The organism is Parasphingorhabdus sp. (assembly GCF_039982395.1).
Lineage (GTDB): Bacteria > Pseudomonadota > Alphaproteobacteria > Sphingomonadales > Sphingomonadaceae > Parasphingorhabdus.
The window spans coordinates 1-22,046 of the sequence record NZ_JBDWYO010000006.1 but is presented as its reverse complement, the minus strand read 5'-3'; the positions used below and the strand labels follow the sequence as shown (position 1 = coordinate 22,046).

The window sequence follows — 22,046 nt, the reverse complement described above, 5'->3', positions numbered from 1 at the left end:
CTCCCTTTCGAGGGAGGGGTGTTTTCACTCTGCTGCTTCGAGCATTTCCACGACTTGCGGCCCGCGGATCAAACCACCCGGTCGTGCGTCGGTCACGACCCCGCCTTTGAACGTCACTTGTCCCGACTTGATCGTATAATCATAGCCGTCCGCTTTCTGCAGCAACCGCTTGCCACCGGCAGGCAAATCAAAAGCGAGCCAAGGCTTGCCCAGTTTGATCCGGTCCATATCGATCACATTTACATCTGCCAGATAACCGGGCTTCAATAGCCCCCGATCATTCAGGCCATAGAGCCGCGACGTATCCAGGCATTGCCGTTTGATCGCATTTTCGATGCTGATGGTGCCGCGCTTGCGGTTTTTGACCCAATGTTCGAGCATGAAAGTCGGGCTGGCCGCATCACAGATCGTGCCACAATGGGCGCCGCCATCGGATAGACTGTTCACCGTGTCATCAGCTTGCTGCAATGTTTCCAGGAAATCGAGGTTGCCATCCATATAGTTAAGCAATGGTAGGTAGATAAAGCCCTTGCCATCATCGCCCATCATCAGGTCATAGGCATATTCCGCGCCCGACTTCCCTGCGGCTTCTGCCCTTGTTGCGATGCTTTCGTCTGCCTGCGGTTCATAGTTGAAATCCAAATCCATCTCGAATTGCATTGGCCAGCCCTGCGTCACGACCATGAACACCGGCACCATATCAACCTGTTCCGGCATCTCCGCGGTCTCGCTCAGCAATTGCTCCTTGAACTCCGGATCCTTCAACTTGGCATATTTTTCGTCCCACGGAAGATCGTCCATCGCGATCCAGCTAGGATGACGAACGAAGGGATGCACCGTGCCTTGCCAGGCCATGACAATGCCGTTTCCGCGCAACGCGATCTGCGCCACAATATTAGCGCCATTATCATTTTCCGCGCGCATATTGGCGATCTGTTCATCCAGCGACTGATCCTTGGCAATCGACTGCAGCGCAGCAAAGGTAACCGGCATTCCGGTTTCGCGGCTCAGGTCACCCATCCAACCAAATTCATTCCATTCTTTGTTGAGATCACTGGCCATTTCGAACACACCATAGCCGACCCTGCCCATCGCGCGGCCGATGCCAATCAACTCTTCCTTGGTCGCCGTGGTGCCAGGAACCAGCTCGCCATCAATGCTGCGATGCAGGATCGTCCGCGACGTCGAAAAACCGAGCGCGCCGGCTTTCAAGCCATCTTCGACAATCTTGGACATTTGCTCGACCTCGTCATCGGTCGGCACTGCGCCAGGTTTTTCTCGGTCGCCCAGCACATAGGCGCGCACCGCGCCATGTGGCACATGCGTCGCGACATCGACCGTACGCGGCATTCTTTCCAGTTCATCAAGATATTCAGGGAAGGTTTCCCAGTTCCAGCTCATGCCCTCGGCCAGCGCAGTACCGGGGATATCCTCCACGCCCTCCATCAGATTGATCAGCCACTCATGACGGTCAGGACGCGCCGGTGCGAAACCGACTCCGCAATTGCCCATGACCACGGTGGTAATGCCGTGCCAGCTCGACGGCGCCATTTCATCGTCCCAAGTAGCCTGCCCGTCATAATGTGTGTGCACGTCGACGAAGCCGGGGGTCACGAACTTACCGGTCGCATCTACCTCTTCACGGCCTTGCGCTAGCACTTCCCCGACAAGAGAAACGCGATCGCCATCAATGGCAACATCTGCAACAAAAGGCGGGCTGCCTGTTCCATCAACCACGGTTCCGCCACGAATTACCAAATCATGCATCGACTCTCTCCTGAATATTTTTCAACAACGTAACAGATTTAACTGGATGGTTAAAGGGTGCTGATGTTACAAAGGGATATGCAGGATCAATTCTCATGGAAGCCGGAACCAGAGAGCGGCTTCACCGTGCAAATGGTCCATGCCAATGGATTGGACTTCGAAGTTGCCATGGCTGGCGAAGGGAAAAAGCTCGCCCTGTGCCTGCATGGTTTCCCCGAGCTCCATTATTCCTGGCGCCACCAGATACCGCAACTGGTTGAGATGGGTTACAAGGTCTGGGCACCCAATTTGCGTGGCTATGGCAGTTCGAGCAAGCCCGGCGGTGTCGACTCTTATCGCCTCAATATTCTTGTCCAAGATATCGCAGCGCTCATTGATGCCAGCCAAGCCGAGGAAGTCACCCTAATCGCGCACGACTGGGGTGCGATCATCGCATGGCATTTTGCAATTCTGAAAATTCGTCCACTGGCGAAGCTGGTGATAATGAATGTCCCCCATCCCAAATGCGCACAACGGGAAATTCGGCACTGGCATCAGCTCAAAAAAAGCTGGTACATTTTCTTCTTCCAACTGCCGTGGTTGCCCGAGAAAATTCTGGGAAGAAACAAAGCACAGCCGATCAAAGAAGCCTTTTCCAAAATGGCGGTCGACAAGAGCCGTTTTCCGGATAGCGACTTGCAAGTCTACGCAGACGCCGCCAGCCGACCAGATGGATTGCGGTCGATGATCAACTATTACCGCGCTTTGGTTCGCACGAAAGATGGACGGGAAATTGGCGATGCGATGGTCCACATTCCGACGCTTATGATTTGGGGTGAGGAAGACACCGCTCTCGATATCCGTTGCACGGACGGCACCGACCAGTGGGTTCCAAATTTCGAACTGTACCGGCTGCCCGGTGTTTCACATTGGGTGCAACAGGAAGCACCGGAAAAGGTGAATGCGATACTGCGGGACTGGCTTGCTGACTAATCTCTCGCCGCTATCATATCGGCAATATCGGTAAACTTTTCGCGGGGGGAGCCTTCCCTCGCCCGCGCAACTTCAGCTTCTTCGATTTTCTTCCAGTCCCGGAACGTGACCGTTTCGACACCGCGTTCTCCAAACAGTCGATCAAGCCCCTCTCGGCCTTCCTTGCGGTTACCCGAGCCGATATCCTCGGCGACTGTTTCGATAATAGCAAAACCATCCGGCTTATTCGTGCCAATCGTCCCCGAAGGACCGCGCCGTGCCCAACCGACGCAGTAGAGACCAGGCAATATCCGACCATCGCTATTGGCAAAGCGTCCCCTACCATGCTCGTAGGGCACCCCTTCAATCGGTGGCGTGCGATAACCAATACAACTAATCACCATTTGGCATTCCAACTCATAGAGTTCACCCGTGCCAGCGGATCGCAAATCTTTGTCCAGCGCAGTTTTCTCAACGATCAGTTTTTCAACTTTTCCATCGCCTTGGATTTCAATCGGCATTGCGAAAAAGTCAAAATTTATGCCCAAAGGTTTCAGGGATTCTTCCGGATCGCTGATCAGAAAATCGCGCAAATGGGTGACAGATTTTCGCATGCCCGGCTCTAGCATGGCGTCGTCTCCGATATCTGGAAAGTCATCGATCTCGACGTAGGGTTTTGCCCGTTCCAACTTGCCAAGTTCTCCCAGTTCTTTAGGGGTCATAGCGATTTGGTGCGGCCCACGGCGACCCAGAAAGGTGATCTGTTCAACCTTGCTTTGTTTCAAGCTATTAAGCGCGTGACCGACGATATCGCTACCAACAAACTCGTCTTCGGTCTTTGCTAAAATCCGGGCAACATCCAGCGCAACATTGCCATTGCCGATGATCGCAACCGACTTGGCATCAAGCGGCGGATCCAGATCTTTGAAATCCGGATGACCGTTATACCATCCTACGAAAGCGGCGCTGCCGATGACACCATTCATATCACTGCCTGGGATATCTAGCGCACGATCATGGGGTGCACCGGTCGCGAGTACAACAGCATCATAAAGCCCCTGCAACTCATCTATACTGACATCTTCGCCAACCGTTACATTGCCAACAAAGCGAACATTGTCGCCCAGATTGGTTTTCTCATATCGCCGCGACACAGCTTTAATGGATTGATGATCAGGGGCGACGCCTGTGCGGATCAGTCCAAAAGGAACGGGCAAACGATCGATAATATCGACAGCGACATCTTCGCCATATTTCTTCTGCGCGGCTTCCGCCGAATAATAGCCTGCGGGTCCCGATCCTATGATCGCAATATGACGCATCGTCCTGCCTCCCCGAATATCTGTTCCTCATGCTAACGCCATAATTTCAAAAGAAAAGCAAAAGGGCGCTGTCATTTTCGGGAGGTCGGTATCTGGGATCCGAAATATTAGTCGGTCACATTGGCTACATTATAGCGAAGCGCTTCTTCTTCAGTCAGACAACGGCGTGTTTCCTTGTCGCCTGCACCGGATTTAACGGCGCTGGTTTTGTACATGACTTCAGACAGTAATTTACGCGAGACACCCATGCGGATTAGAAAGTCGTTATCTTCTGTTGCAAGAAGCGCGCTTTCCTGTTCCACTTCGCCAATCAAGCCTACCGTGGAATCCGTTCCCATTTCGATGCTATAATTTATCGCGTTGCGATCACCCGTCATGGTGAACATATGAACCATGAAATGACCGCCTTTATCAATTATCCGAGCGCGCCCCCCCATGAACACAAAGTTGCAGGCACTAAAGCAGGTCCAGCCTGACGGGATACGCGTGATCAAAAGGCCGTCGATGGTCTTGGCAAACTTTCGAATGACCTGGCCCGCTTCATTGCCCGCCCGTGCGTTGCCCCCCGGAGACCGCAACCAGATTTCCGTAATATCTTTGTTTTCAGAAAGCATCTTGTTCAGGCGATCGGGCAAGCCTTGATCGACTGCGCCTTCAGCAAGCAATACTTTTGTGCCTTTGCGGTCAACCAACGTCAGTTCCATGATCTTGCTGGAGGACCAATTGGGATAGCGCGGACAGGTCGGATTGTCCGGATCCAGCATACCTTGAGCATGCGCAGCGCCAGCCAGCAACACACCCCCGAGCAGGGCAATTTTAACTACAAAGTTCATAGCGACTCTAACAACATATTTAAATTTCTCTATCTATCGGCATCCTAGCACAAACAACCAATATTGAAAACGGAACGGCGAAGCAAAACAATCCATAGCAATGTAAAATGTCCAAATTATGCTATTCATCACAGGGGTTAGCTACTAACCGGTTTACAACATCTTTGGAATTTTGGGGTCGTCAAAAAGCCACATCGCTTTTTTGGGGAAGCTCAGTTCACAGTTTTTCAGGAAAACGAGTTCTAAAATCGGAGGAACAATCATGTTGAAAAAGCTACTGACCACCGCCGCGATAGCATCTGTTGCGCTGACCGGTGGAGCCGCAATGGCTGCAGGAAAATCAAAGGGCCAGAAATCGCAAGACCGGGCCGCTGCACAAATTCCTAGATGCACGGTCAAGCTCGGCACGATTGCTGTTGTAGAACCAGAAGTCAGATGGTGGAGAAGCTATAATATCGGTTCTCCAGAAGCCTTGATCAAGACCTTCATTCAACGCTCCGGTTGCTTCGGACAGGTCGATCGTGGGTCTGGCCTTGCGGCGCGCGCAATCGAACGCGCTCTTGCCGATGACGGCGAATTGCAACGTGGATCAAATGTTGGTCGGCGCCAAGTCAAAGCAGCCGACTATGTACTTATTCCTGACATCATTTCAGCCAATAGCCGTTCTGGCGGCGGCGGCTTGTTAGGTGGAGTCGCTGGTGCGTTGGGAGGCAGAACATTTGGCGGCCTATTGGGTGGCCTGAAGGTCAACAAAAAAGAGGCAAATGTTACGCTGTCGCTCGTCAATGTCCGTACGACTGAAATCGAGCGGACCGTTGAAGGCTACAGAAGAACGTCTGATGTTCGCTTTCGTGGCGGCGCAGGCGGCTTCCTCGGCGGTGCATTGGTAGGCGCTGCTGGCGGCGGATATACAGACACGCAAATCGGACGGGTGATGGCATTGGCCTATCTCGATGCATATACAGAATTGGTGACGCAATTGGGCGGTCTTCCCGAAGATCCCAGCGCTGCGGCTCCGCAAGCCGAGTAGCGGCATCGCTATTTCGATTGAACTAGCACTCAGCGGCCTGCAAAAGGTCGCTGAGTTTTTTTTGGGGAGGGGCAATTGAACAAGCGGATTATTACAACGGCTCTGACGTCGATTGTCCTTTCATCCTGTGCCCTTGCCGCAAATGAAAGCAGTCAAATAGATCCCAGTTCAAACGGCACTTTGCTGGTAGGCAACAAGGGCGAAGACAGCTTAAGCTTCATTGACCTTGAAAGTGGCCAGGAAACCGCACGGCGAAAAACCGGCAATCAACCGCATGAGATTGCTATTTCACCCGATGGTAACTTGGCGGCCATTGTTTCCTATGGCGGCGAAACCATAGATATTTTTGACGTTGCTGCGATGGACAAAATCGAAACCATATCATTGTCTCCGAACAAACGTCCGCACGGAATATTGTGGCTCGATGACGGACGCATTGTTGCAACAACCGAAGGAAGCGACACGATAACGATTGTCTCTCCTCCGAGCGGAGAAACGCAAACACGCAATATTTCACAAATTGCAACGGGCCAGCAGGGCAGCCATATGTTGGTTGTCACTCCGGACAAGTCGCGTGCCTTTGTCTCCAATATGCAATCCAGGACAGTGAGTGTGCTTGATCTGCTTAATATGACCAAGATTAAGGATCTACCAGCAGGAACCGAACCGGAAGGATTGGCCGTCACACCTGACGGCAAAACTGTGTGGGTTGCCGATCGCCGCGGAGACCGATTGTATATTTTTGATGCTGATAGCCTCGAAAAAATCGGCACCATTCCGACTGGAAAATTTCCGATCCGTATTGCGATTAGCCCCGATGGCCAAACCGCCATCACTTCCAATCTAGGAGACGGCGCATTGGGCCTGTACGATGTGGCAACACGCTCACCGAAAAGCGATATTCCGGTGAGCGGCAGCATCGATTCTCAACAAGTGACAATCTTGTTCTCTCCTGATGGAAAGTTTCTATATGTAGCGGAAACCGGCCCTGATATGATTGCCGAAGTTGATCTGGCAGCTGGCAAGGTGCTCCGTCGTTTCAAAGCTGGAGCAGACGGGGACGGGTTAGGTATAGTTTCACAGGCCAAGTTCAAAAAGAAATAGGCCAAAACAACAAAATTCCCGGGTCGCACCTTGGGAGATAGAAATTGCGTAAACCGTTCAATCGACTGCAGGCATTGATTATCAAAGCAATGGCGGAAGCCCTCTTCCACGATCGAAAGATGGTCATTTCCGTTGATCAGATTGTTGATAATCTCCAGGAACATTTTTCAAATATCGACGGCAAAAAACCAGATGAAATCGGTCTGGCTCTATACGGTTTACTGACCGTTCTCGGAGGTCCTTTTTTCCTCGCTGCCCCCCCTGGTATTCGAAAGAATATAATCCGTAAACGGCTGCAAAAGTCTCGTATCGATTTCCTTCAGGACATCGCGCGCACGAAAGGCGTAATTCTGGCTGGCTATTATGGCCATTGGCAGCACGGTGATGAGGAAGCCAATTTCGATAATCCGGTCTTAAACGACCTCAATTTCGAACTGCCGGCACAGCGAGACCGCTCTGCATCAGGCGAGCGAATGGTTCGCCGTGAAACGCATCGAGATCTAACGGCAGAAACATTTGTCGGCCATGATGCCATACCGGAAGAAACCGACGTAGTTGTGATCGGCTCCGGAGCCGGCGGCGCTGTAGCAGCGGCGGCAGTTGCCGATGAAGGGCATGAGGTACTGATCATCGAAGCCGGAAGCCATTACCCCTCTTCTCGTATCACGCATGAAGAAGCACGGATGACAGCCCGCATGTTCAAGGATGGGGGGCTACAAACGACCTTCGATCGCGATATCATCGTATTCCAAGGCCGCGTCGTAGGTGGCTCTACGGTCATCAACAATGGCATCTGCCTGCGCATGAAACAGGAGGGCCTCGTCCACCCTGATGCGGAAGACGTCTACGACACTTGGTCGAGGCTGGGCGCTCCTATCAGCGAAGCCAGCCTGGCGACCAGTTACCAAGCCATCGAGCAAGCATTGAACGTTGCAGAGATTGACCCGATAACCGGTCGCAACAATGGCCCCCATCTTCTGAATGGCTGGGAAAAATATGCTGCGCAGTCAACCGATCCGAAGGACCAGAAGGCTATCACTGCGTGGTTCAAGAAAAACTACGGTCCCGCGACCGCGGATAGCGAGTGCGTATATTGCGGATATTGCAACACCGGTTGCCCATACGGCCGCAAAAAAGCCATGCCCGAAAGCTATCTTACGCATGCAACCAGCGATGCGCGGGACAAACCAGCCCGGATATTGGATCAAGCCGAAGCCACCGAAATTCTTTGGGCCGAAGGTGCCAACGGCAAGCGCATCGCGAAAGCCGTCGAAATCATGTTGCCTGATGGACGCAAGCGGACAATTCGCACACGGAAAGGCGTCGTCGTAGCAGCTGGTGCCCTTGCCTCGAGCAATTTGCTAAACGCTAGCGGCATCCTGCAATCGGGAACAAATATCTCGTTGAACATCGCCTGCCCTGTCGTTGCCCTGATGCCCGAAACCACAAAGGTGAATGCCTGGAACGAAGACCAGATGGCAACCTATATCGATCGCGGTGATTTTCTGATCGAGAGTCATTTTCAGCCGCCAATGAGCATGGCTATGTTGGTACCGGGTTGGTTTGAAGATCATTTTGAGCGCATGCAAAACTACAACCATCTGGTTTCCGCAGGAGTTCTGTTTCCGGCAGATCGACTGGGTTACATGGACAATGGTAAGCTTAAGCTAAAAATTGGCGAAGATGAATTGTCTCTATTGCGCCGCGCGCTGGCAACGATGACCAAAGTCCACTTCCTCAATGGTGCACTAGAAGTCTACCCTGCGTTGCTCCTGGGTCAAACATTGAAGAACGAGATGACCGACGCACAGATCGATGCCTTTTACGAAAGTGCAATTGTCGAACCGGATGATGTAGTCCTTTCGAGTTCCCATCCGCATGGAGGCAATGCAATCAACGAAGACCCTAACAAGGGTGTCGTTGACCTCAACCAGCGCGTTCACAATACAACCAATTGTTATGTCGCTGATGCGAGCGTCATGCCCAGTTGCATTCGGGTAAACGCTCAACTGACGACCATGGCAATGGCCCACAGAGCGATGGCAGGGAAAAGACGCTTCGGTTAAGTCTTGGGATCAAAGTGGTTCACAAAACTCATCTTTGACTCTCCGCACAAAAAAAGGACGTGCCCATAATCTTCGGACACGTCCCTTTCTCAATATTTTCTAGTCAACTCGCTGACTTCCTATCCTACCTCTGATTCAATCAAAGGCTCCGAAATCAGCAGTGCCCCATTATTCTGGCGCAACCACAAGCCGATTGTTCAGAGCCCGCACCGGACGTGCGCTATCGCCCATCAATTTTTCGAATGCTGCAATCTGCTCAGCGCTAGCCGTGATCGGATCTTTGAGTACGTGCCAATTGACCCCTTCGCTGCATGGCGGTGTGGTCAGCGAACCCATATAGCGATACACAGCGCGATCTGCAGGCAACAATCCGTTGGGATCGATCATCTGTCCAGCCACTGCCATGGGCTTAGATTTCTTGTTTGGCGCGGCAGCAAGAATTTTCGCGAGTTCCGCATTGGCGGCACCCTCTTCAAACATCACACCGAGAACACCCAACTTGCCGCCTTCGGTAGCATGTACAAAATGTCCGGTTAGCGGATAACGCTTGCCCGAAATCGCGTGCTCGGAGGGCGTGTGGAAGTGAATCTGGATCAAATTAAACTGTGTCCCGCCGCTCGTCATCGAAGAACCGGCTGCGAAATCAGCTTGAATGGTCAGACCCTTGTTAGAGACGGTCAACGGGCCATTCTGATAATTTACCGAAAGTGCGACCTTGCCCTTGGCGTTGGCCCCAGCCAAATCGATCGGAGACTGCATGTCACCCTTTTCGCAGAGCGCATATTTATCAGCCAATTGGCCCCATTTTTCAGGTCCATGCTCGCCCTCATAGCCGTAAGATTTGTGATGCTCGGCAAATACCGGGCTGGAAATGAGAAGAGCTCCCAATATGGAGCCCGAAAGTCGACGATAAATCATGCTAGTCCTTTCAAATTGCCTAACCGCAACTTTTTTCAGCGGCCCTATGCGACGATATTTAGATTTCCATCAACAAAATCACAATCTTAACCAAGAACCGATTTCAATAGATTTTATCAATGGACGCAGGACAGAAAACCCGCCAGTTCCGCCAATCTATTGCCAGACCACTTTACTTCCCGCCGATATCGTCTAATCGCTGCTGCCACTGTTATTGGAGATTATCATGCGTGCCGACGCGCAAGCCTTTGTCGATCGGATCGACGCCGCTCTCACCTTGATCAAGACTGCTCTCAACTGGGACGCCGCTTTGCGCCGTCTCGACGAGCTGAACGCCCGCGTCGAGGATCCAACTTTGTGGGACGACCAAACGGCAGCGCAAGCGGTTATGACCGAAAGGCGACGTCTCGATGAATCCATCAACGCTGCGTTGGAAATCCAGCAGGAACGCGATGATGCGCTTGAATTTATCGAGATGGCCGAAGAAGAAAGCGACAGCGATTTGGCCGATGAAGGCGTGGCGACACTCGACAAGCTCGCAACCCGCGCCGACCGTGACAAAGTCAAAGCCCTGCTCTCCGGCGAAGCGGATGGTCTTGACACGTACATCGAAATTCACGCTGGCGCCGGCGGAACCGAAAGCCAGGACTGGGCAGAAATGCTGCTGCGCATGTATCAGCGTTGGGCCGACGGACGGGGCTATAAGGTCAGCATGGTCGATTATCAGGCCGGTGATCAGGCGGGCATCAAATCGGCGACGATCGAGGTTAAGGGCGAGAATGCCTATGGCTATGCAAAAACCGAAAGCGGAGTCCATCGGCTAGTCCGTATTTCTCCCTTTGATAGCGCCGCCAAACGCCATACCAGCTTTTCCAGCGTCTGGGTTTATCCGGTCATCGATGACAGTTTCGAAGTCGAGATCAACGAAAGCGACCTCAAGATCGACACCTATCGCGCGTCCGGTTCCGGCGGACAGCACGTCAACACCACCGACAGCGCCGTACGCATCACCCACCAACCCACGGGTATTGTCGTTGCCAGCCAGAATGACCGCAGCCAGCATAAGAACCGCGCCACCGCTATGGGCATGCTGAAAGCGCGCCTGTTCGAAGCCGAGCTGCAACGCCGCGAAGCCGAAGCCTCGGGCGAATATGAAGCCAAGACCGAAATCGGTTGGGGTCACCAGATCCGAAGCTATGTCCTACAACCCTATCAGATGGTCAAGGATCTCCGCACCGGCCACACCAGCAGCGCGCCCAGCGATGTCCTCGATGGCAGCCTAGACGACTTTATTGCCGCTACCTTGTCGCAAAAAGTCACGGGTGAAGCTGTCGATGTCGAGGATGTCGAATAGCCCGTCGTTCTCCAAATTGGGAGACGACTAACTTTCCCCCTGCCCTAGCCTGTTCACGCTCGGTCTAACCAACTTTATAGTCTCCACACGGACCCCGTTTGGAGAAGCTCTCATTCACAACCGAAGTTGACACAAAACAGGCTTTTTGTTTCCGATCCCTTTGTCCCGAAGCCCTGAATATTCGAGCATTCCACTCCAAAAACCTCGGATCGAGTGTAACCTTTCCGTCCCCACCTCAAATCCGGGCCGTTCAGAGGCCATATGCGCGGCAATTGCGATTCTATCCAAACTATCAAAGATCAGGAACAAACCTATGCTCTTTGCCTATCTGTAGGAAAGTCCCCGCATAGAATGAAGGGACAAACCAATGCCCGTTGCATCCGAAAGCGAGCGTCAGGACAAAATATCATCCCAAGAAAAATCGACCAGTGCTGTCCTGTGTTTTCAAAGTTCAACAGCATCTGCTTCACTCTGAGTTTTGCCCGCCACCTGTGCCACTTCCCGGGCCGCGACATTCTTCCATATATTGGGCGCCATAAAGGCCACCTGTCTCAGCATCTTTGCAGCTTCAAAATCGATCCCGGCAACTATTGCTGATTCCACCGATTGATCAAAAACATCAATTCTCGAATGTCCGTTTTTCCGTCCCTGAAGCACTTCAAAATCTATCGACTGCGCCCCATCGATGTGCAGCGGTCCATCTGTTCAAGGACGGACAACGAGATTCCCGACATGCGCTCCATTGAACAGCATGAACAACGCTTCCGCAAAACGATCAATCCCTTCGACAACATGTTCCGGCAAGGCCAGTTGACCGGTCTTCAGCAACTCAGATATTTCTTGAATCGCTTCGGGATATCTCGCTTCATGATGACTAACCACAAAGCCTCTCATCGAGGCGTTCCGCTCGGCCAGTCTTAAATATAATTTTGGTCCTCTTACATCGGCCAAATGTTGATATTGCGAGATCGCGCCACAAATGACAATGCGCGCTTCGGCGGCGGCCAGATTGTCGAGAACATTGTCAAGAATCTCGCCACCCACATTGTCAAAAAAGACATTTGCACCCTCTGGAGCTGCCGCTTTCAGAGCAGAAGAGACGTCATTATTTTTATAGTCGATTGCAACATCTGCGCCCATCTTTTCTGTCAGATAACTGCATTTTTCAGGGCCGCCCGCGATCCCAATCACGCGTGCGCCGCGGGCCTTTGCAAGCTGAACCACAACCGTTCCCACCGCACCGGCAGCGCCCGAAACGACCACCACATCATTTTCCTGAACTTCTCCGACCGCGACCAGTCCAACCCATGCGGTCAGACCGGTGGTAATTCCCAAAGGCCCGGCAAAAGCGCTCGGTGCTATCCCGTCTTCCGGAACAATTTTGGTAGCGGCGCCTGCCGGCAAAACGGCATATGTTTGCGCTGACATGAGGCCATAGACCCAATCACCGATAGCCAGATCATCACTGCGACTTTCGACCACCTGGCCAACACCCAGCGCGCGAATAGTCGATCCGATATCGCCCGTCCGGTGCATGCCTTCTTCGTTCAATGTTGTCCGGATCCACGCATCCATCGAAAGCGTATCGACTTTCGCCACCACATGACCCGCCGGCACATCCTCGATATTGACATTCTCAATACCAAAGTCGTCAATCGTCGGCATTCCGTCTGGACGTTGCTTGATAAAGACTCTGCGGTTTTTAATGGTGATGGCCGAACTCCTGCACATGGATGAAGATGTCTATCCGGCATATGAGAAGCCCTGCCAGCCGCAAGTAGCATTTTGAGTAGCAATCACGGTGAAACTCAGTGCTGGGTTTCAATCAGAATAATCGGCCCAAGACAGATTCCATGGCAATGTCCGCTTTATCCCGGAAGCGGCCATAGATTCATCCTCAAAATTCGGGCATCTTTTCAAAGTTAAATCTTTTTTCGTCTGGTTCAATCCAGCAGGCCGCAGCTGATAGGTAGACATTGGAAATCGGTACAAAATTGGCAGCATCCTCCAATGTTGGCGCGAATATATTCACCAAAGCCTGGTTGCCTTCACTTTGCGCGAATAATCTTGTTCCGCATTTAGCGCAATAAGTTGTTGATACTTTGTTTCCGTTGTCGGATTCTCGAAAGAACTTTATCGTATCCCCACTGTTTACAGTGAACGCCTCCGCAGGGACCGAGAACGCAGAAACATATGGCGCACCGCTAAGCATTTGGCACGCTCTACAATGACAATTCACAGACCATATGGGCGCAGTTGAACATTGGTAGGAAACCTCGCCGCACAAGCAGCCACCCTTTATTGGCAATTGCATTCTCTTAAGCCGTTCCATGCTCACACTCCTTCGTGACAATATGCTTAGCTTGAAGGAACAGACATGTCTGCAATATCCCGAAAGCGGATATTGACAATGGTAAAAAACAGGAGCGATACAGGGCTTTCAAAAATTGCTAAAGGTTTGCTGATGATACCTGTTGATCCGGTTGACTTAACCAATCCAGCGCCGTTTGATGCCTTGAGCTACTATGCGCATATCGTGATTGGGGCACTCGGGCTAATTGCTGCCATTGTTGCGTTGACTGCAAAAAAAGGAAGCATGTTTCATATTCTAGCTGGTAGAATTTTTGCCGCCGGTATTCTGGTCGTAGCAATCACATCGCTAATTTTACTATCAGTGCGCATGGCTCCGCCGCTCTTGGTAGCTGCCCTTACATCTGTCTACGCAGTCGGCACCGCTATTTTGGCCCTAAAACCGGCATCTACGAAGATAAAAGTGACGGAATATGGGTTTTTCATATTCGAGATTATCGTCGTCGCAATATTCCTGGCAATGGCTGTTCCTCAAATCATAGCGGGAAGCATTCCTCCCATTGGCCCATTGGTCATACTGACCATACCCATCATATTGTTGGTTGGAGACATTCATTTCTTTCGCAATGCTCATGTACGCTCTGCGCTAAGAATACGCCGTCATCTTGCCCGCATGATTTGGGCTTTTGTCATTGCTGTGCGAGCACCATTGGCGGAAATATATTCTCAACTCGAGATACCCGTGGCCCTAATATTATTTGGTCCTCTCCTAGTCGCCCCGATAATGATTATAATTTTTCTCAGAAAATACCCAAAAATGACAAAATCAATCTAAAGCGTCCGTTATGGCCGCGACATCCCGAAAGCGAAAATTGGATTTGTTACGATTTTCAAATCAGGGCTTGAAACATACCGGTCGAGAAACTGTTCGTCTCACGAACGCCATCCCTTGACTTGTCCGCTGACGCATTCTCCGGATCGAGCATCAAACTGATAGCCATGCCAAGGACAGGTCATGATACCAGACGCATCCGGTTCGCAATTTAGCGGTAATCCTTGATGTGGGCAAACAACAGGCACCCGAACCATTGTTCCATCTGCCAAAGCAGCCTTCCGGCGTTGCTTATGCGCAGCACCGCCCGCCTTCAAAGCCTCGGTTGTGTAGATCATCTTTGGTTCATCTTCGTCAATCAAACGCCCAAACAGATCAACGTAAAATGCGCCAACGCCTTCTCGGTCCAATCCCGATATATCGGGGACAAAGAAACGCAATGACATGCGGCAACTATCGCTTCCCGTTTCAGAAATCCGGCAAACCGCGCGTCCATTTTCAGTGCCTTCAGAAAATGTCGCATTGGTATAGCCGAGCCGATCTTCATCGAGAGTGACCTTCATCCGCATTGGCGTGCCATCAACTAGTATAACATCGGCTTCCCAGCCGTTACGATCAGAATGAATGAGGGAAACAGCCGAGAAGGTGGTGCGGTGCGTGTGTGGTAGATGCTCCCAATCGAGCTCATCCTCAATCGCCCGTTTTGCACTTGCACCCACATCGCGTTCCAACTGCCCGACTTCGATCATAGCGCATCCTTCTCCGTCAAATAGCCATCGACCAACTCCACCAGACGATCGCGTCCAAAACTGGGCTCGTGGCCGGCATGAACAATTTCTACCGGCAGCTCCCGCAAACGTTTCATTGTTTTTATATAGATGGGAATGTCCGACCCTGGAATTTGATCAAGCAAGCTGCCGTCATAAATCGCGTCACCGGAAAACAGCGTTCCGGTCTTGGCATCCCAAAGCGCGACGCTGCCGGGAGAATGGCCTGGTAAGTGCAAAACTTCAAACGCGCGGTCGCCGGTGTCGATGATGTCGCCTTCGTCAATGATCCTGGTGGCTTCTACCGCTTCCATTTGATGGATTTCAGGATCAAATCCTGCGTGCGGAATCGCCGTTAGCAGACCTCCTGAAATGTCGTAACCGATGGAGGTAAACCATGCTTTGTCATCGTCACTATAGGCGTCAAGGCTCAACGGTAGATGGTGTTCGGCGGTGGCCATTGCGTTCGCTTCCTCTCGGTGAACACAGCAATGATCAAATTCGTACGCGCCACCCACATGATCCATATGGGTATGAGTCAGAACGACAAGAATGGACTTGTCGAACAAATCCTTCGCAGCCGTTGAGAGGCTGCCTACGCCCAAGCCGGTGTCGATCAAAATATCCTGGTCGCGTCCACGGACATGCCAAATGTTACATCGCAAAAGCGGATGGACATGTGGTTCCCACAACAAGGTTATGCCATCGCTGATGTTCTTTCGTTCGAACCAGCATGTTGCAACGGACAGCTCATCATGATTTTCTATTGGACATACCCTTTTGGATGCACTGGATCCTCATTATGCATAGCGCTGTCAGCAAAGCAAATTTGGAACTGCGCAGAGGTTCCTGAGCACATCATCGCAGCGCTCTACTCTCTAGTGCCCGCGCTGTCCGCTTCATCCCGAAAGCGGACATTGGCTTTCATCCCGTCGAATGTCTGAAAGTGTGTGGAAGTGGTCATAAAGCTGATGGCCCCGAAGCCAGCAATGGCTTCCAGGTTTGTTCAAGCTCAGATGTGTCGTCTGCAGTCATTTCGAACATGGCAGATAGCGATTCCTCGATAGCGCCTACAATCTTGCGGCCATCGATACCGCCGACAAAGCGTCCGGATTTTTGGTACTGAAATTTCCATCCCGCCTGCCAAACTGACTCTGCTGCCCAAACATCGATAAATCTGTCGCTCCATAGTTTCAGCCTTAGGGTTTGGCGGGGTCGGATATCTATACGGATTTCGATCCGTTCTTCGAAATGATCTTCTTGAACTTCGAGAAACCTCTCAATCGCAGGCTTTGCGTTCCTATGTTTAAGTGCCTTGCTCCGACGCCTGATACTCTCAAGAACGCCTTCCAAAAACTCGCTATCTACCCTTGGCATCTTGTTAGACATGCGTCAGACTTAGCACATTCTGGACCAACCGCTAGTGGGTCATGAGCTGAACGGCTGCTTTTGCGTTTCAAATGTCCGCTTTTGCGCCCAAAGCGGACACTAGGTATAGTCTTGGAGGGTGTTTGGGGCTGGTTGGGGATTGGACTTTGCTTCCTATGGCAGTCGATCAAACGCATTAGCCCAATAAAATCCATAGAACGCTATCATAGTAGCCGTAGAGACGGCAAGCCACGAGACCACAGTCAAACCGAGTTTTAACCTGTGGTGCATTGGGATAAAAATCAATGCGGATCGCGCCAAGAAATAAGCCATGATTAAGGTGTATCCAAAATCAACAAAAAGCGTACTACCGTTCAACATCCAATTCAAAAAAGAGGAATTGGGGAAATAAATCCCGGGGTAAGTTCTGCCTCCAAAGCGCAGTGCTAAGCCTAGTGTCAAACATAAGAAAACAAGAAAGGCGATAGGTTCAGTTTTGGACCTTGATTCAGAACGTCGCCTCAATACCGCCCACACTGTGGCTATAAGGGCAGTAGTCACCAACAGTAGTAGGCTTGGCACATCAAATTCCCTCGATATTTGCGACCACATAAACTGAATCTTGGGCTGTTCACAATGTCCGCTTTTGCGCCCAAAGCGGACGCTAGCATGGTGACCGCAATATCCCGAAAGCGGACACTAGAGTTATTCAGGGAGGCAGGGACGCTACTGGAGTTTGTCTTGAGAGACAATTGTATCGGACATTAGCGTTGCTTCTCCATGGCGTGCGAAAACCGGCGGATAGAGGGTCGCAATTCCATCCGCCGGACGCATCACTTTCGTGAAATCTTCGAAAGACCTAAGGGCGGCCTATCGAGGTTTATATTCGCGCAAAAGCATGCTGCTTTTCACGGTGCGATATTCGGCGCGATTGCCGGATTCTGTTATCTGCTGCTCGGCAGATGACTTCATAAAGGCATCATATTCTTTATTGCGCCGTTCTGATTCCGCTGCGTCCGGAATACTGGCAAAGGTCGTCATCAGATAAAGCGTCGGTTCGCCATCACGCTGGTTCTCGTTAATGAGTATTTTATAGTCGCTGATCCAGCCTTTTGATTTGGCAAATTCCTGGACTTTGGTCCAATCGCTAGCAAGATGGTTGGCATATTTAAACGCTCCGCCGTCTTTGATATAAATACCGCTAACGTTTGAATACTCACCGGCAACCAACGGGAATTCCTGAGCTTGCACCATAGCGGGCAATGCCATTGGCAGAGTCACCACCATAGCAGCGGCAGCCATCTTCATTTCTTTAATCATTTTCATTTTACGTCTCCTTGGTTGTTGAACTTTTGCGGGGCAGCGCCGTGCCAGGCACCGCCTCAGATTTTCCCACTTTGGCCATTAAGCAGAGTGCAAAGCCGACCAGCGTGATTGCGGCGACCGCGTAATAGGTTGCGGCATAGCCGCCGCTCTCGACGAGCCAGCCGGAGTTGCCGGACATCACTGCCCGACCTAAATTCGGAACGGCCATGAACAGGGCAAACTGACTAGCGGCGACGGCGGGTCCGCAGATGCGCATGGCCCAAACAATCATCAAGATCATCAGCAGCAGCGCCACGACATATTGAATCATGAAAATTGCGATGAAGGTTCTGTCACCTTCCCAACTGTCGAAAGTCGCACCGCCAATTGCTGCACTAAATCCGAGCAGAAGAAACAGAATCATGATGGCTTTGCGTAAGCCAGTGACGCGCACGATCAGCGGAGACAAGACCCCCGCAGCAAGGGCCGCGACTAGACTGACAGTCGCTGAAAAACTGGAAAACTGCTCGCTCCCCCAACCTAGCTGTTGGATGGTTAGCGTCGGACTGACCGCGTCTATAAAAGACCAAGTCACCTGCATTAAGGTCATGCATAGAACGAACAACAAAGTAAGCGGTGAGGCCATTGACCGAAACAAGCCGACGATCATTGGAAGCCAAGCGCTGTGCTGCCGTTCTTCACATTCGCGGGAAGCAGAGCCTTTACTCCATGGCAACAGCCGTTCTCCGGGACGTTCGCGGATGATCACGACCACGGACGAGGCGATTGCTACAAAAGCGGCAAAAGTCAGCGCTGTCGACGCGATATCGCCCGAAACAAGCAATTGCCCAGCGATGAAGCTGGCGCCGGCTATTCCCACTGATTGGGATGCGAACATCAGGCCATTGACAATTGTGCGTTCGTTTTCCGGAACAATGTCGACAACCATCCCGTCGACCGCCACATCGTTAAAGGTTGCACACAGATTGAGCGCAAAACAATAGGCCGCCAGCAGCCCGATCTGACCAACCGTCGGCGCATCTATTGCCATGGCTAGCAGGACAATCGCCATCATGGCTTGCGCGGTGATAATCCAAATCCGGCGACGGCCCATTGGTTTGAAGGTAAAGCGATCCATCAACAGGCCGTTCACCAGCTTTAGGGACCAGGGCAACATAGCCGTGCCGATGAATACGCCCACCTCAACCGGTGTTGCGCCTTTGGCTGCGAGCCACGCCGCTATGCCTACAGTCGTCAGTCCTATTGGCACGCCCTGCATGAAATAAAGAATTGCCACGACGATGAGACGCGCCGGCTTGCTTTCAGAAAGCGAGGGAAGGGCCAGCCGTACCGGCAGCCTAGCAGCTTGCTCCATTTCATTCCCCCCAGCATATAGCAGGCAAAGCTCTCCTGCTGGCGGCCAAAGAGATTTTTTGAACCGACCTGAACGATCAAACTTGTCTGCAATTTCAATGCGCTATTGATGCACGCAAATGTAAATTTACGTCAACTGCGCTACCGTCAAAAAAGCGTCAATAATGCTCTATTTCATGGTGGAAGGCTTGGGGAGTAGGTCCGGCCAACCATATTTTTCCCAAGCGGCGACCATGCCGATGCGCTGGGCAAAATCCATGAAGTCAGGATGCAAGCGCACCTGATTAATCGGTTCTGCATTGGTCCAGAGCGACATGAAGGCGAAGAAATTGGCGGTTGTTATCTGCTTGCCGAGGGTTTTGAAGACCATCTGCGCCTCACCCATCCAAATCGCTGGGAGAACGATAGTCGAATCACAGGAATCGTGCAGTGTCGCGTGAAGCATCTCCAGCACCATGCAATAGTTTTTGCGGTCTTGGCCTTCCCCGCTCCAAAGTCCCTTCGCAGCCATCAGCCAATATGCATCCATCGCCTCGGGATCCATCGGAGCACTGCCGGCCGGCGGGTAGATTACGGTATTCATCAACTTCTTTGTCAGCTGATATGTTTCCACGGCGCGTTCATTATCACCTGCAATAGCCGTTGCCGCTGCCAGCCACAAAGATGGAAAACCAAGATCGACCATCCGCTGTCCCGCATCAATGGCAACATCAATATTCCCAAGGTTAAGATGCACCCCACAAAGGATAGCGTAGCTACGGCCATTGACCGGGTCCTGATCTATGCTGGCTTCGATATATGGCAAGGCGTCCCGGCAACGCCCACAATAGAGCAGAAAGGAACCGACACGGTTTAACACATCCGGATTATTGGGTTCCAGCAGATAAGCCTCAAACGCCAAGTCAAGCGCACCGACAATATCATTTTGCGTCCAAGCGTAAAAGGCAAGGACAATACGGGCATGGGCCTGCTGCGGCGATAGTTTGAGCGCTTTATTCGCATAGCCAGCTGCTTTTTCACAGCGCTCCAACCGATCCAAACATGGCGAGAAAACCGTAACATTAATCTCTGCTTCAGCCAGTGCCGTCCAGCATTCAGCAAATTCAGGATCAAGTGCCAAAGCTTTTTCGAGCAATTCAATAGCCGCAGGCAACACTCCGTCGCCAATGGCCCTGATGGTCAGGGCCCGGCCTTGCAAATAGAGCCCATAAGCTTCCCTGTTGGTTGTCAGGGTTCGGGTTTTAGGCTGATGTTCTTGCAGATTAAGCGCTTCACTCAACCCGTTTGTGACCGCTTGCGCGACATCGGCCCTTGCCGCAAAAATATCATCGAGAGTGCCATCATAGCTATAGGACCATGATTCAAAACCGGTTTCAGCATCAATCAAACCAACATCAATGCGAACTTGCTCTCCCTTCCTTTGAACAGAACCTTCCAGAAGATAGGAAACATTTAGCGCGCTGGCGATGTCCGATGGGTTCTTATCCGTGTTTTTAAACTGGAAGGAGGAAGTTCGACCGGCAACGAGAAGTTGAGGCACCTGACCAAAAGTCGTGATCAATTCATCGACAATACCATCTGCGAAGAAACTCTGATCATCGGGTTCTGCGATGGATTTGAACGGGAGCACGGCAATTCGTACTTTGCCTTGCTTGCGGTTAGATATCGGATTGGAGTCGGGAGATCGTAGTGACCAGGCGTTAAGCAGACGCGCATGATCTGCCAGGTTATCGCTTTTTTTCAACGCGGATAATGCCGTCGCTACTCCGACTTGCAATCGTTGTTCGGTTTCATGGCGACGAAGCCTCAGCCAATCGTCAAATGCTTCATCAAAATTTATCTGGTCAAGCAATGGCTTTGCACCAATGGAAATCAGTAACTCACTGGCGGCAGCATAATCCTCACTGGCAAGGGCACTCTCCACTTCACCAAGATCCGTTCGGACTGCGAAAGCTTTCAGACCGACGCTGGCTCGACTGATCTCCACAAGATCACAGTCCATGGACTGGAATAATTTCCCAATGTCCAACAGGCATTGCCGCAAACTGGCGCGCGCCTGGGCTTCAAATCTACCGGGCCATAGTAATTTGCTGAGATAGTTGCGATCGAGTGTTTCATCTGGCGCAAGACAAAGCATGGCGAGAATAGCGCGCGCTCGGCGATTGGTAATTGCAATTGCAATGCCATCAGGCGCGAACAACTGGAAACCACCAAATAGCGACGCGCGCAACGCGGGTTTTGTCCTGTGCGCCAACTCCACTTTCTGCCCATGTTCCATCGCAGCCCCCAACGATATTTAAGGCTATGTAACATAGTGCAAATCGGATCGACAGCAATGGCGGAAATGAGAATCCCATAGTCGTAGTTTTTAATGCAGGAGTAGCGTCCGCTTTTTTGCCCAAACCGGACACTAGCGTGTGGCGGCTATATCCCGAAAGCGGACACTAGAAAGCTTGAATGTCAAATGCTCGTTTTCATCCTGACGCGATGCATTTGGATATAGAAAAGCGTGAATGCGAATGTCCGCACAAAAAACAGACAAACGAAAGCAAGTTCACTTCCCGACAGTTTCATTTGAGGGACATAGATCAAGAAATATAAGCTTGCGAGCAGGTATAGGCTATAATGGACGTGATAGACCGACATCAGCAAAAACTTTTTTGGAAATTCGATAAGAAGAACTGTTATTCCGATCAAACAATAAACAAATTCGAATAGATTTTGTTCAATGTGATACGCGTGTGC

Annotated in this window: 18 protein-coding genes; 6 read left to right on the top strand and 12 right to left on the bottom strand. The window is 51.5% G+C overall.

All coding sequences use genetic code 11. The annotated features are described in order from the left end of the window. Positions 1 to 24: 24 nt before the first annotated feature. Positions 25 to 1,767 carry a D-aminoacylase gene (locus ABJV08_RS10230; protein WP_348039386.1) on the bottom strand — a complete coding sequence of 581 codons (1,743 nt, stop codon included), beginning with the start codon at positions 1,765 to 1,767 and terminating at the stop codon, positions 25 to 27. A 78-nt stretch (positions 1,768 to 1,845) separates the two neighbouring features. Between ABJV08_RS10230 and ABJV08_RS10225 the strand changes: the two genes are divergently transcribed. Beyond that, entirely contained in the window at positions 1,846 to 2,739 is an 894-nt protein-coding gene (locus ABJV08_RS10225; protein ID WP_348039385.1) for an alpha/beta hydrolase, read from the top strand. Here ABJV08_RS10225 and ABJV08_RS10220 read toward each other — a convergent pair. After that, on the bottom strand, positions 2,736 to 4,040 hold the full coding sequence (locus tag ABJV08_RS10220; RefSeq protein WP_348039384.1) for an FAD-dependent oxidoreductase: 1,305 nt from the start codon (positions 4,038 to 4,040) through the stop codon (positions 2,736 to 2,738). The two genes, ABJV08_RS10225 and ABJV08_RS10220, sit on opposite strands and share 4 nt — an antisense overlap. A 107-nt stretch (positions 4,041 to 4,147) precedes the next feature. Next, positions 4,148 to 4,873, bottom strand: a complete 726-nt coding sequence (locus tag ABJV08_RS10215; protein WP_348039383.1) for a hypothetical protein — start codon at positions 4,871 to 4,873, stop codon at positions 4,148 to 4,150. Between the two features lie 262 nt (positions 4,874 to 5,135). Between ABJV08_RS10215 and ABJV08_RS10210 the strand changes: the two genes are divergently transcribed. From ABJV08_RS10210 to ABJV08_RS10200, 3 genes are all read left to right on the top strand, one after another. Beyond that, complete coding sequence (locus ABJV08_RS10210) at positions 5,136 to 5,903, top strand: CsgG/HfaB family protein (RefSeq protein ID WP_348039382.1); 768 nt, start codon at positions 5,136 to 5,138, stop codon at positions 5,901 to 5,903. 75 nt (positions 5,904 to 5,978) lie between these two features. Continuing rightward, positions 5,979 to 7,007, top strand: coding sequence for a YncE family protein (locus ABJV08_RS10205; RefSeq protein WP_348039381.1), 1,029 nt, complete (start codon positions 5,979 to 5,981; stop codon positions 7,005 to 7,007). A 44-nt stretch (positions 7,008 to 7,051) separates the two neighbouring features. Beyond that, a complete protein-coding gene (locus tag ABJV08_RS10200; RefSeq protein WP_348039380.1) occupies positions 7,052 to 9,073 on the top strand; it encodes a GMC family oxidoreductase N-terminal domain-containing protein in 2,022 nt (673 codons plus the stop codon). A gap of 168 nt (positions 9,074 to 9,241) precedes the next feature. On the opposite strand, the gene ABJV08_RS10195 is transcribed toward ABJV08_RS10200, so the two are convergent. Next, on the bottom strand, positions 9,242 to 9,991 hold the full coding sequence (locus ABJV08_RS10195) for a carbonic anhydrase family protein (protein ID WP_348039379.1): 750 nt from the start codon (positions 9,989 to 9,991) through the stop codon (positions 9,242 to 9,244). 226 nt (positions 9,992 to 10,217) lie between these two features. Between ABJV08_RS10195 and prfB the strand changes: the two genes are divergently transcribed. Continuing rightward, positions 10,218 to 11,345 (top strand): peptide chain release factor 2, encoded by a 1,128-nt coding sequence (prfB, locus tag ABJV08_RS10190; protein WP_348039378.1) that lies wholly within the window; start codon positions 10,218 to 10,220, stop codon positions 11,343 to 11,345. A 444-nt stretch (positions 11,346 to 11,789) separates the two neighbouring features. Here the strand turns inward: prfB and ABJV08_RS10185 are convergent, their stop codons facing one another. Both ABJV08_RS10185 and ABJV08_RS10180 read right to left on the bottom strand, forming a co-directional pair. Continuing rightward, entirely contained in the window at positions 11,790 to 11,948 is a 159-nt protein-coding gene (locus tag ABJV08_RS10185) for a hypothetical protein (protein WP_348039377.1), read from the bottom strand. Between the two features lie 102 nt (positions 11,949 to 12,050). Continuing rightward, positions 12,051 to 13,076 carry an NADP-dependent oxidoreductase gene (locus ABJV08_RS10180; RefSeq protein ID WP_348039376.1) on the bottom strand — a complete coding sequence of 342 codons (1,026 nt, stop codon included), beginning with the start codon at positions 13,074 to 13,076 and terminating at the stop codon, positions 12,051 to 12,053. A 646-nt stretch (positions 13,077 to 13,722) separates the two neighbouring features. Here ABJV08_RS10180 and ABJV08_RS10175 point away from each other — a divergent pair. Further along, on the top strand, positions 13,723 to 14,490 hold the full coding sequence (locus tag ABJV08_RS10175; protein ID WP_348039375.1) for a hypothetical protein: 768 nt from the start codon (positions 13,723 to 13,725) through the stop codon (positions 14,488 to 14,490). A gap of 98 nt (positions 14,491 to 14,588) precedes the next feature. On the opposite strand, the gene ABJV08_RS10170 is transcribed toward ABJV08_RS10175, so the two are convergent. The 6 genes from ABJV08_RS10170 to ABJV08_RS10145 form a co-directional block, all read right to left on the bottom strand. Continuing rightward, complete coding sequence (locus ABJV08_RS10170) at positions 14,589 to 15,236, bottom strand: Rieske (2Fe-2S) protein (RefSeq protein WP_348039374.1); 648 nt, start codon at positions 15,234 to 15,236, stop codon at positions 14,589 to 14,591. Then, positions 15,233 to 15,946: an MBL fold metallo-hydrolase gene (locus ABJV08_RS10165; protein WP_348039373.1), complete on the bottom strand. Its 714-nt coding sequence runs from the start codon at positions 15,944 to 15,946 to the stop codon at positions 15,233 to 15,235. Before ABJV08_RS10165 ends, ABJV08_RS10170 begins: the two co-directional genes overlap by 4 nt. Positions 15,947 to 16,214: 268 nt before the next feature. After that, complete coding sequence (locus ABJV08_RS10160; RefSeq protein WP_348115145.1) at positions 16,215 to 16,631, bottom strand: hypothetical protein; 417 nt, start codon at positions 16,629 to 16,631, stop codon at positions 16,215 to 16,217. An 861-nt stretch (positions 16,632 to 17,492) separates the two neighbouring features. Further along, entirely contained in the window at positions 17,493 to 17,948 is a 456-nt protein-coding gene (locus ABJV08_RS10155; protein WP_348039371.1) for a hypothetical protein, read from the bottom strand. Between the two features lies 1 nt (position 17,949). Further along, positions 17,950 to 19,302, bottom strand: a complete 1,353-nt coding sequence (locus ABJV08_RS10150; protein ID WP_348039370.1) for an MFS transporter — start codon at positions 19,300 to 19,302, stop codon at positions 17,950 to 17,952. 168 nt (positions 19,303 to 19,470) lie between these two features. After that, entirely contained in the window at positions 19,471 to 21,579 is a 2,109-nt protein-coding gene (locus tag ABJV08_RS10145) for a tetratricopeptide repeat protein (protein WP_348039369.1), read from the bottom strand. Positions 21,580 to 22,046 lie beyond the last annotated feature (467 nt).

What these genes read in the sequence shown, in the direction of transcription:
- ABJV08_RS10230 (WP_348039386.1), bottom strand. Translation starts at nt 1,767, where the DNA reads ATGCATGATTTGGTAATTCGTGGCGGAACCGTGGTTGATGGAACAGGC.
- ABJV08_RS10225 (WP_348039385.1), top strand. Translation starts at nt 1,846, where the DNA reads ATGCAGGATCAATTCTCATGGAAGCCGGAACCAGAGAGCGGCTTCACC.
- ABJV08_RS10220 (WP_348039384.1), bottom strand. Translation starts at nt 4,040, where the DNA reads ATGCGTCATATTGCGATCATAGGATCGGGACCCGCAGGCTATTATTCG.
- ABJV08_RS10215 (WP_348039383.1), bottom strand. Translation starts at nt 4,873, where the DNA reads ATGAACTTTGTAGTTAAAATTGCCCTGCTCGGGGGTGTGTTGCTGGCT.
- ABJV08_RS10210 (WP_348039382.1), top strand. Translation starts at nt 5,136, where the DNA reads ATGTTGAAAAAGCTACTGACCACCGCCGCGATAGCATCTGTTGCGCTG.
- ABJV08_RS10195 (WP_348039379.1), bottom strand. Translation starts at nt 9,991, where the DNA reads ATGATTTATCGTCGACTTTCGGGCTCCATATTGGGAGCTCTTCTCATT.
- prfB (WP_348039378.1), top strand. Translation starts at nt 10,218, where the DNA reads ATGCGTGCCGACGCGCAAGCCTTTGTCGATCGGATCGACGCCGCTCTC.
- ABJV08_RS10180 (WP_348039376.1), bottom strand. Translation starts at nt 13,076, where the DNA reads ATGTGCAGGAGTTCGGCCATCACCATTAAAAACCGCAGAGTCTTTATC.
- ABJV08_RS10175 (WP_348039375.1), top strand. Translation starts at nt 13,723, where the DNA reads ATGTCTGCAATATCCCGAAAGCGGATATTGACAATGGTAAAAAACAGG.
- ABJV08_RS10170 (WP_348039374.1), bottom strand. Translation starts at nt 15,236, where the DNA reads ATGATCGAAGTCGGGCAGTTGGAACGCGATGTGGGTGCAAGTGCAAAA.
- ABJV08_RS10160 (WP_348115145.1), bottom strand. Translation starts at nt 16,631, where the DNA reads ATGCCAAGGGTAGATAGCGAGTTTTTGGAAGGCGTTCTTGAGAGTATC.
- ABJV08_RS10155 (WP_348039371.1), bottom strand. Translation starts at nt 17,948, where the DNA reads ATGAAAATGATTAAAGAAATGAAGATGGCTGCCGCTGCTATGGTGGTG.
- ABJV08_RS10150 (WP_348039370.1), bottom strand. Translation starts at nt 19,302, where the DNA reads ATGGAGCAAGCTGCTAGGCTGCCGGTACGGCTGGCCCTTCCCTCGCTT.
- ABJV08_RS10145 (WP_348039369.1), bottom strand. Translation starts at nt 21,579, where the DNA reads ATGGAACATGGGCAGAAAGTGGAGTTGGCGCACAGGACAAAACCCGCG.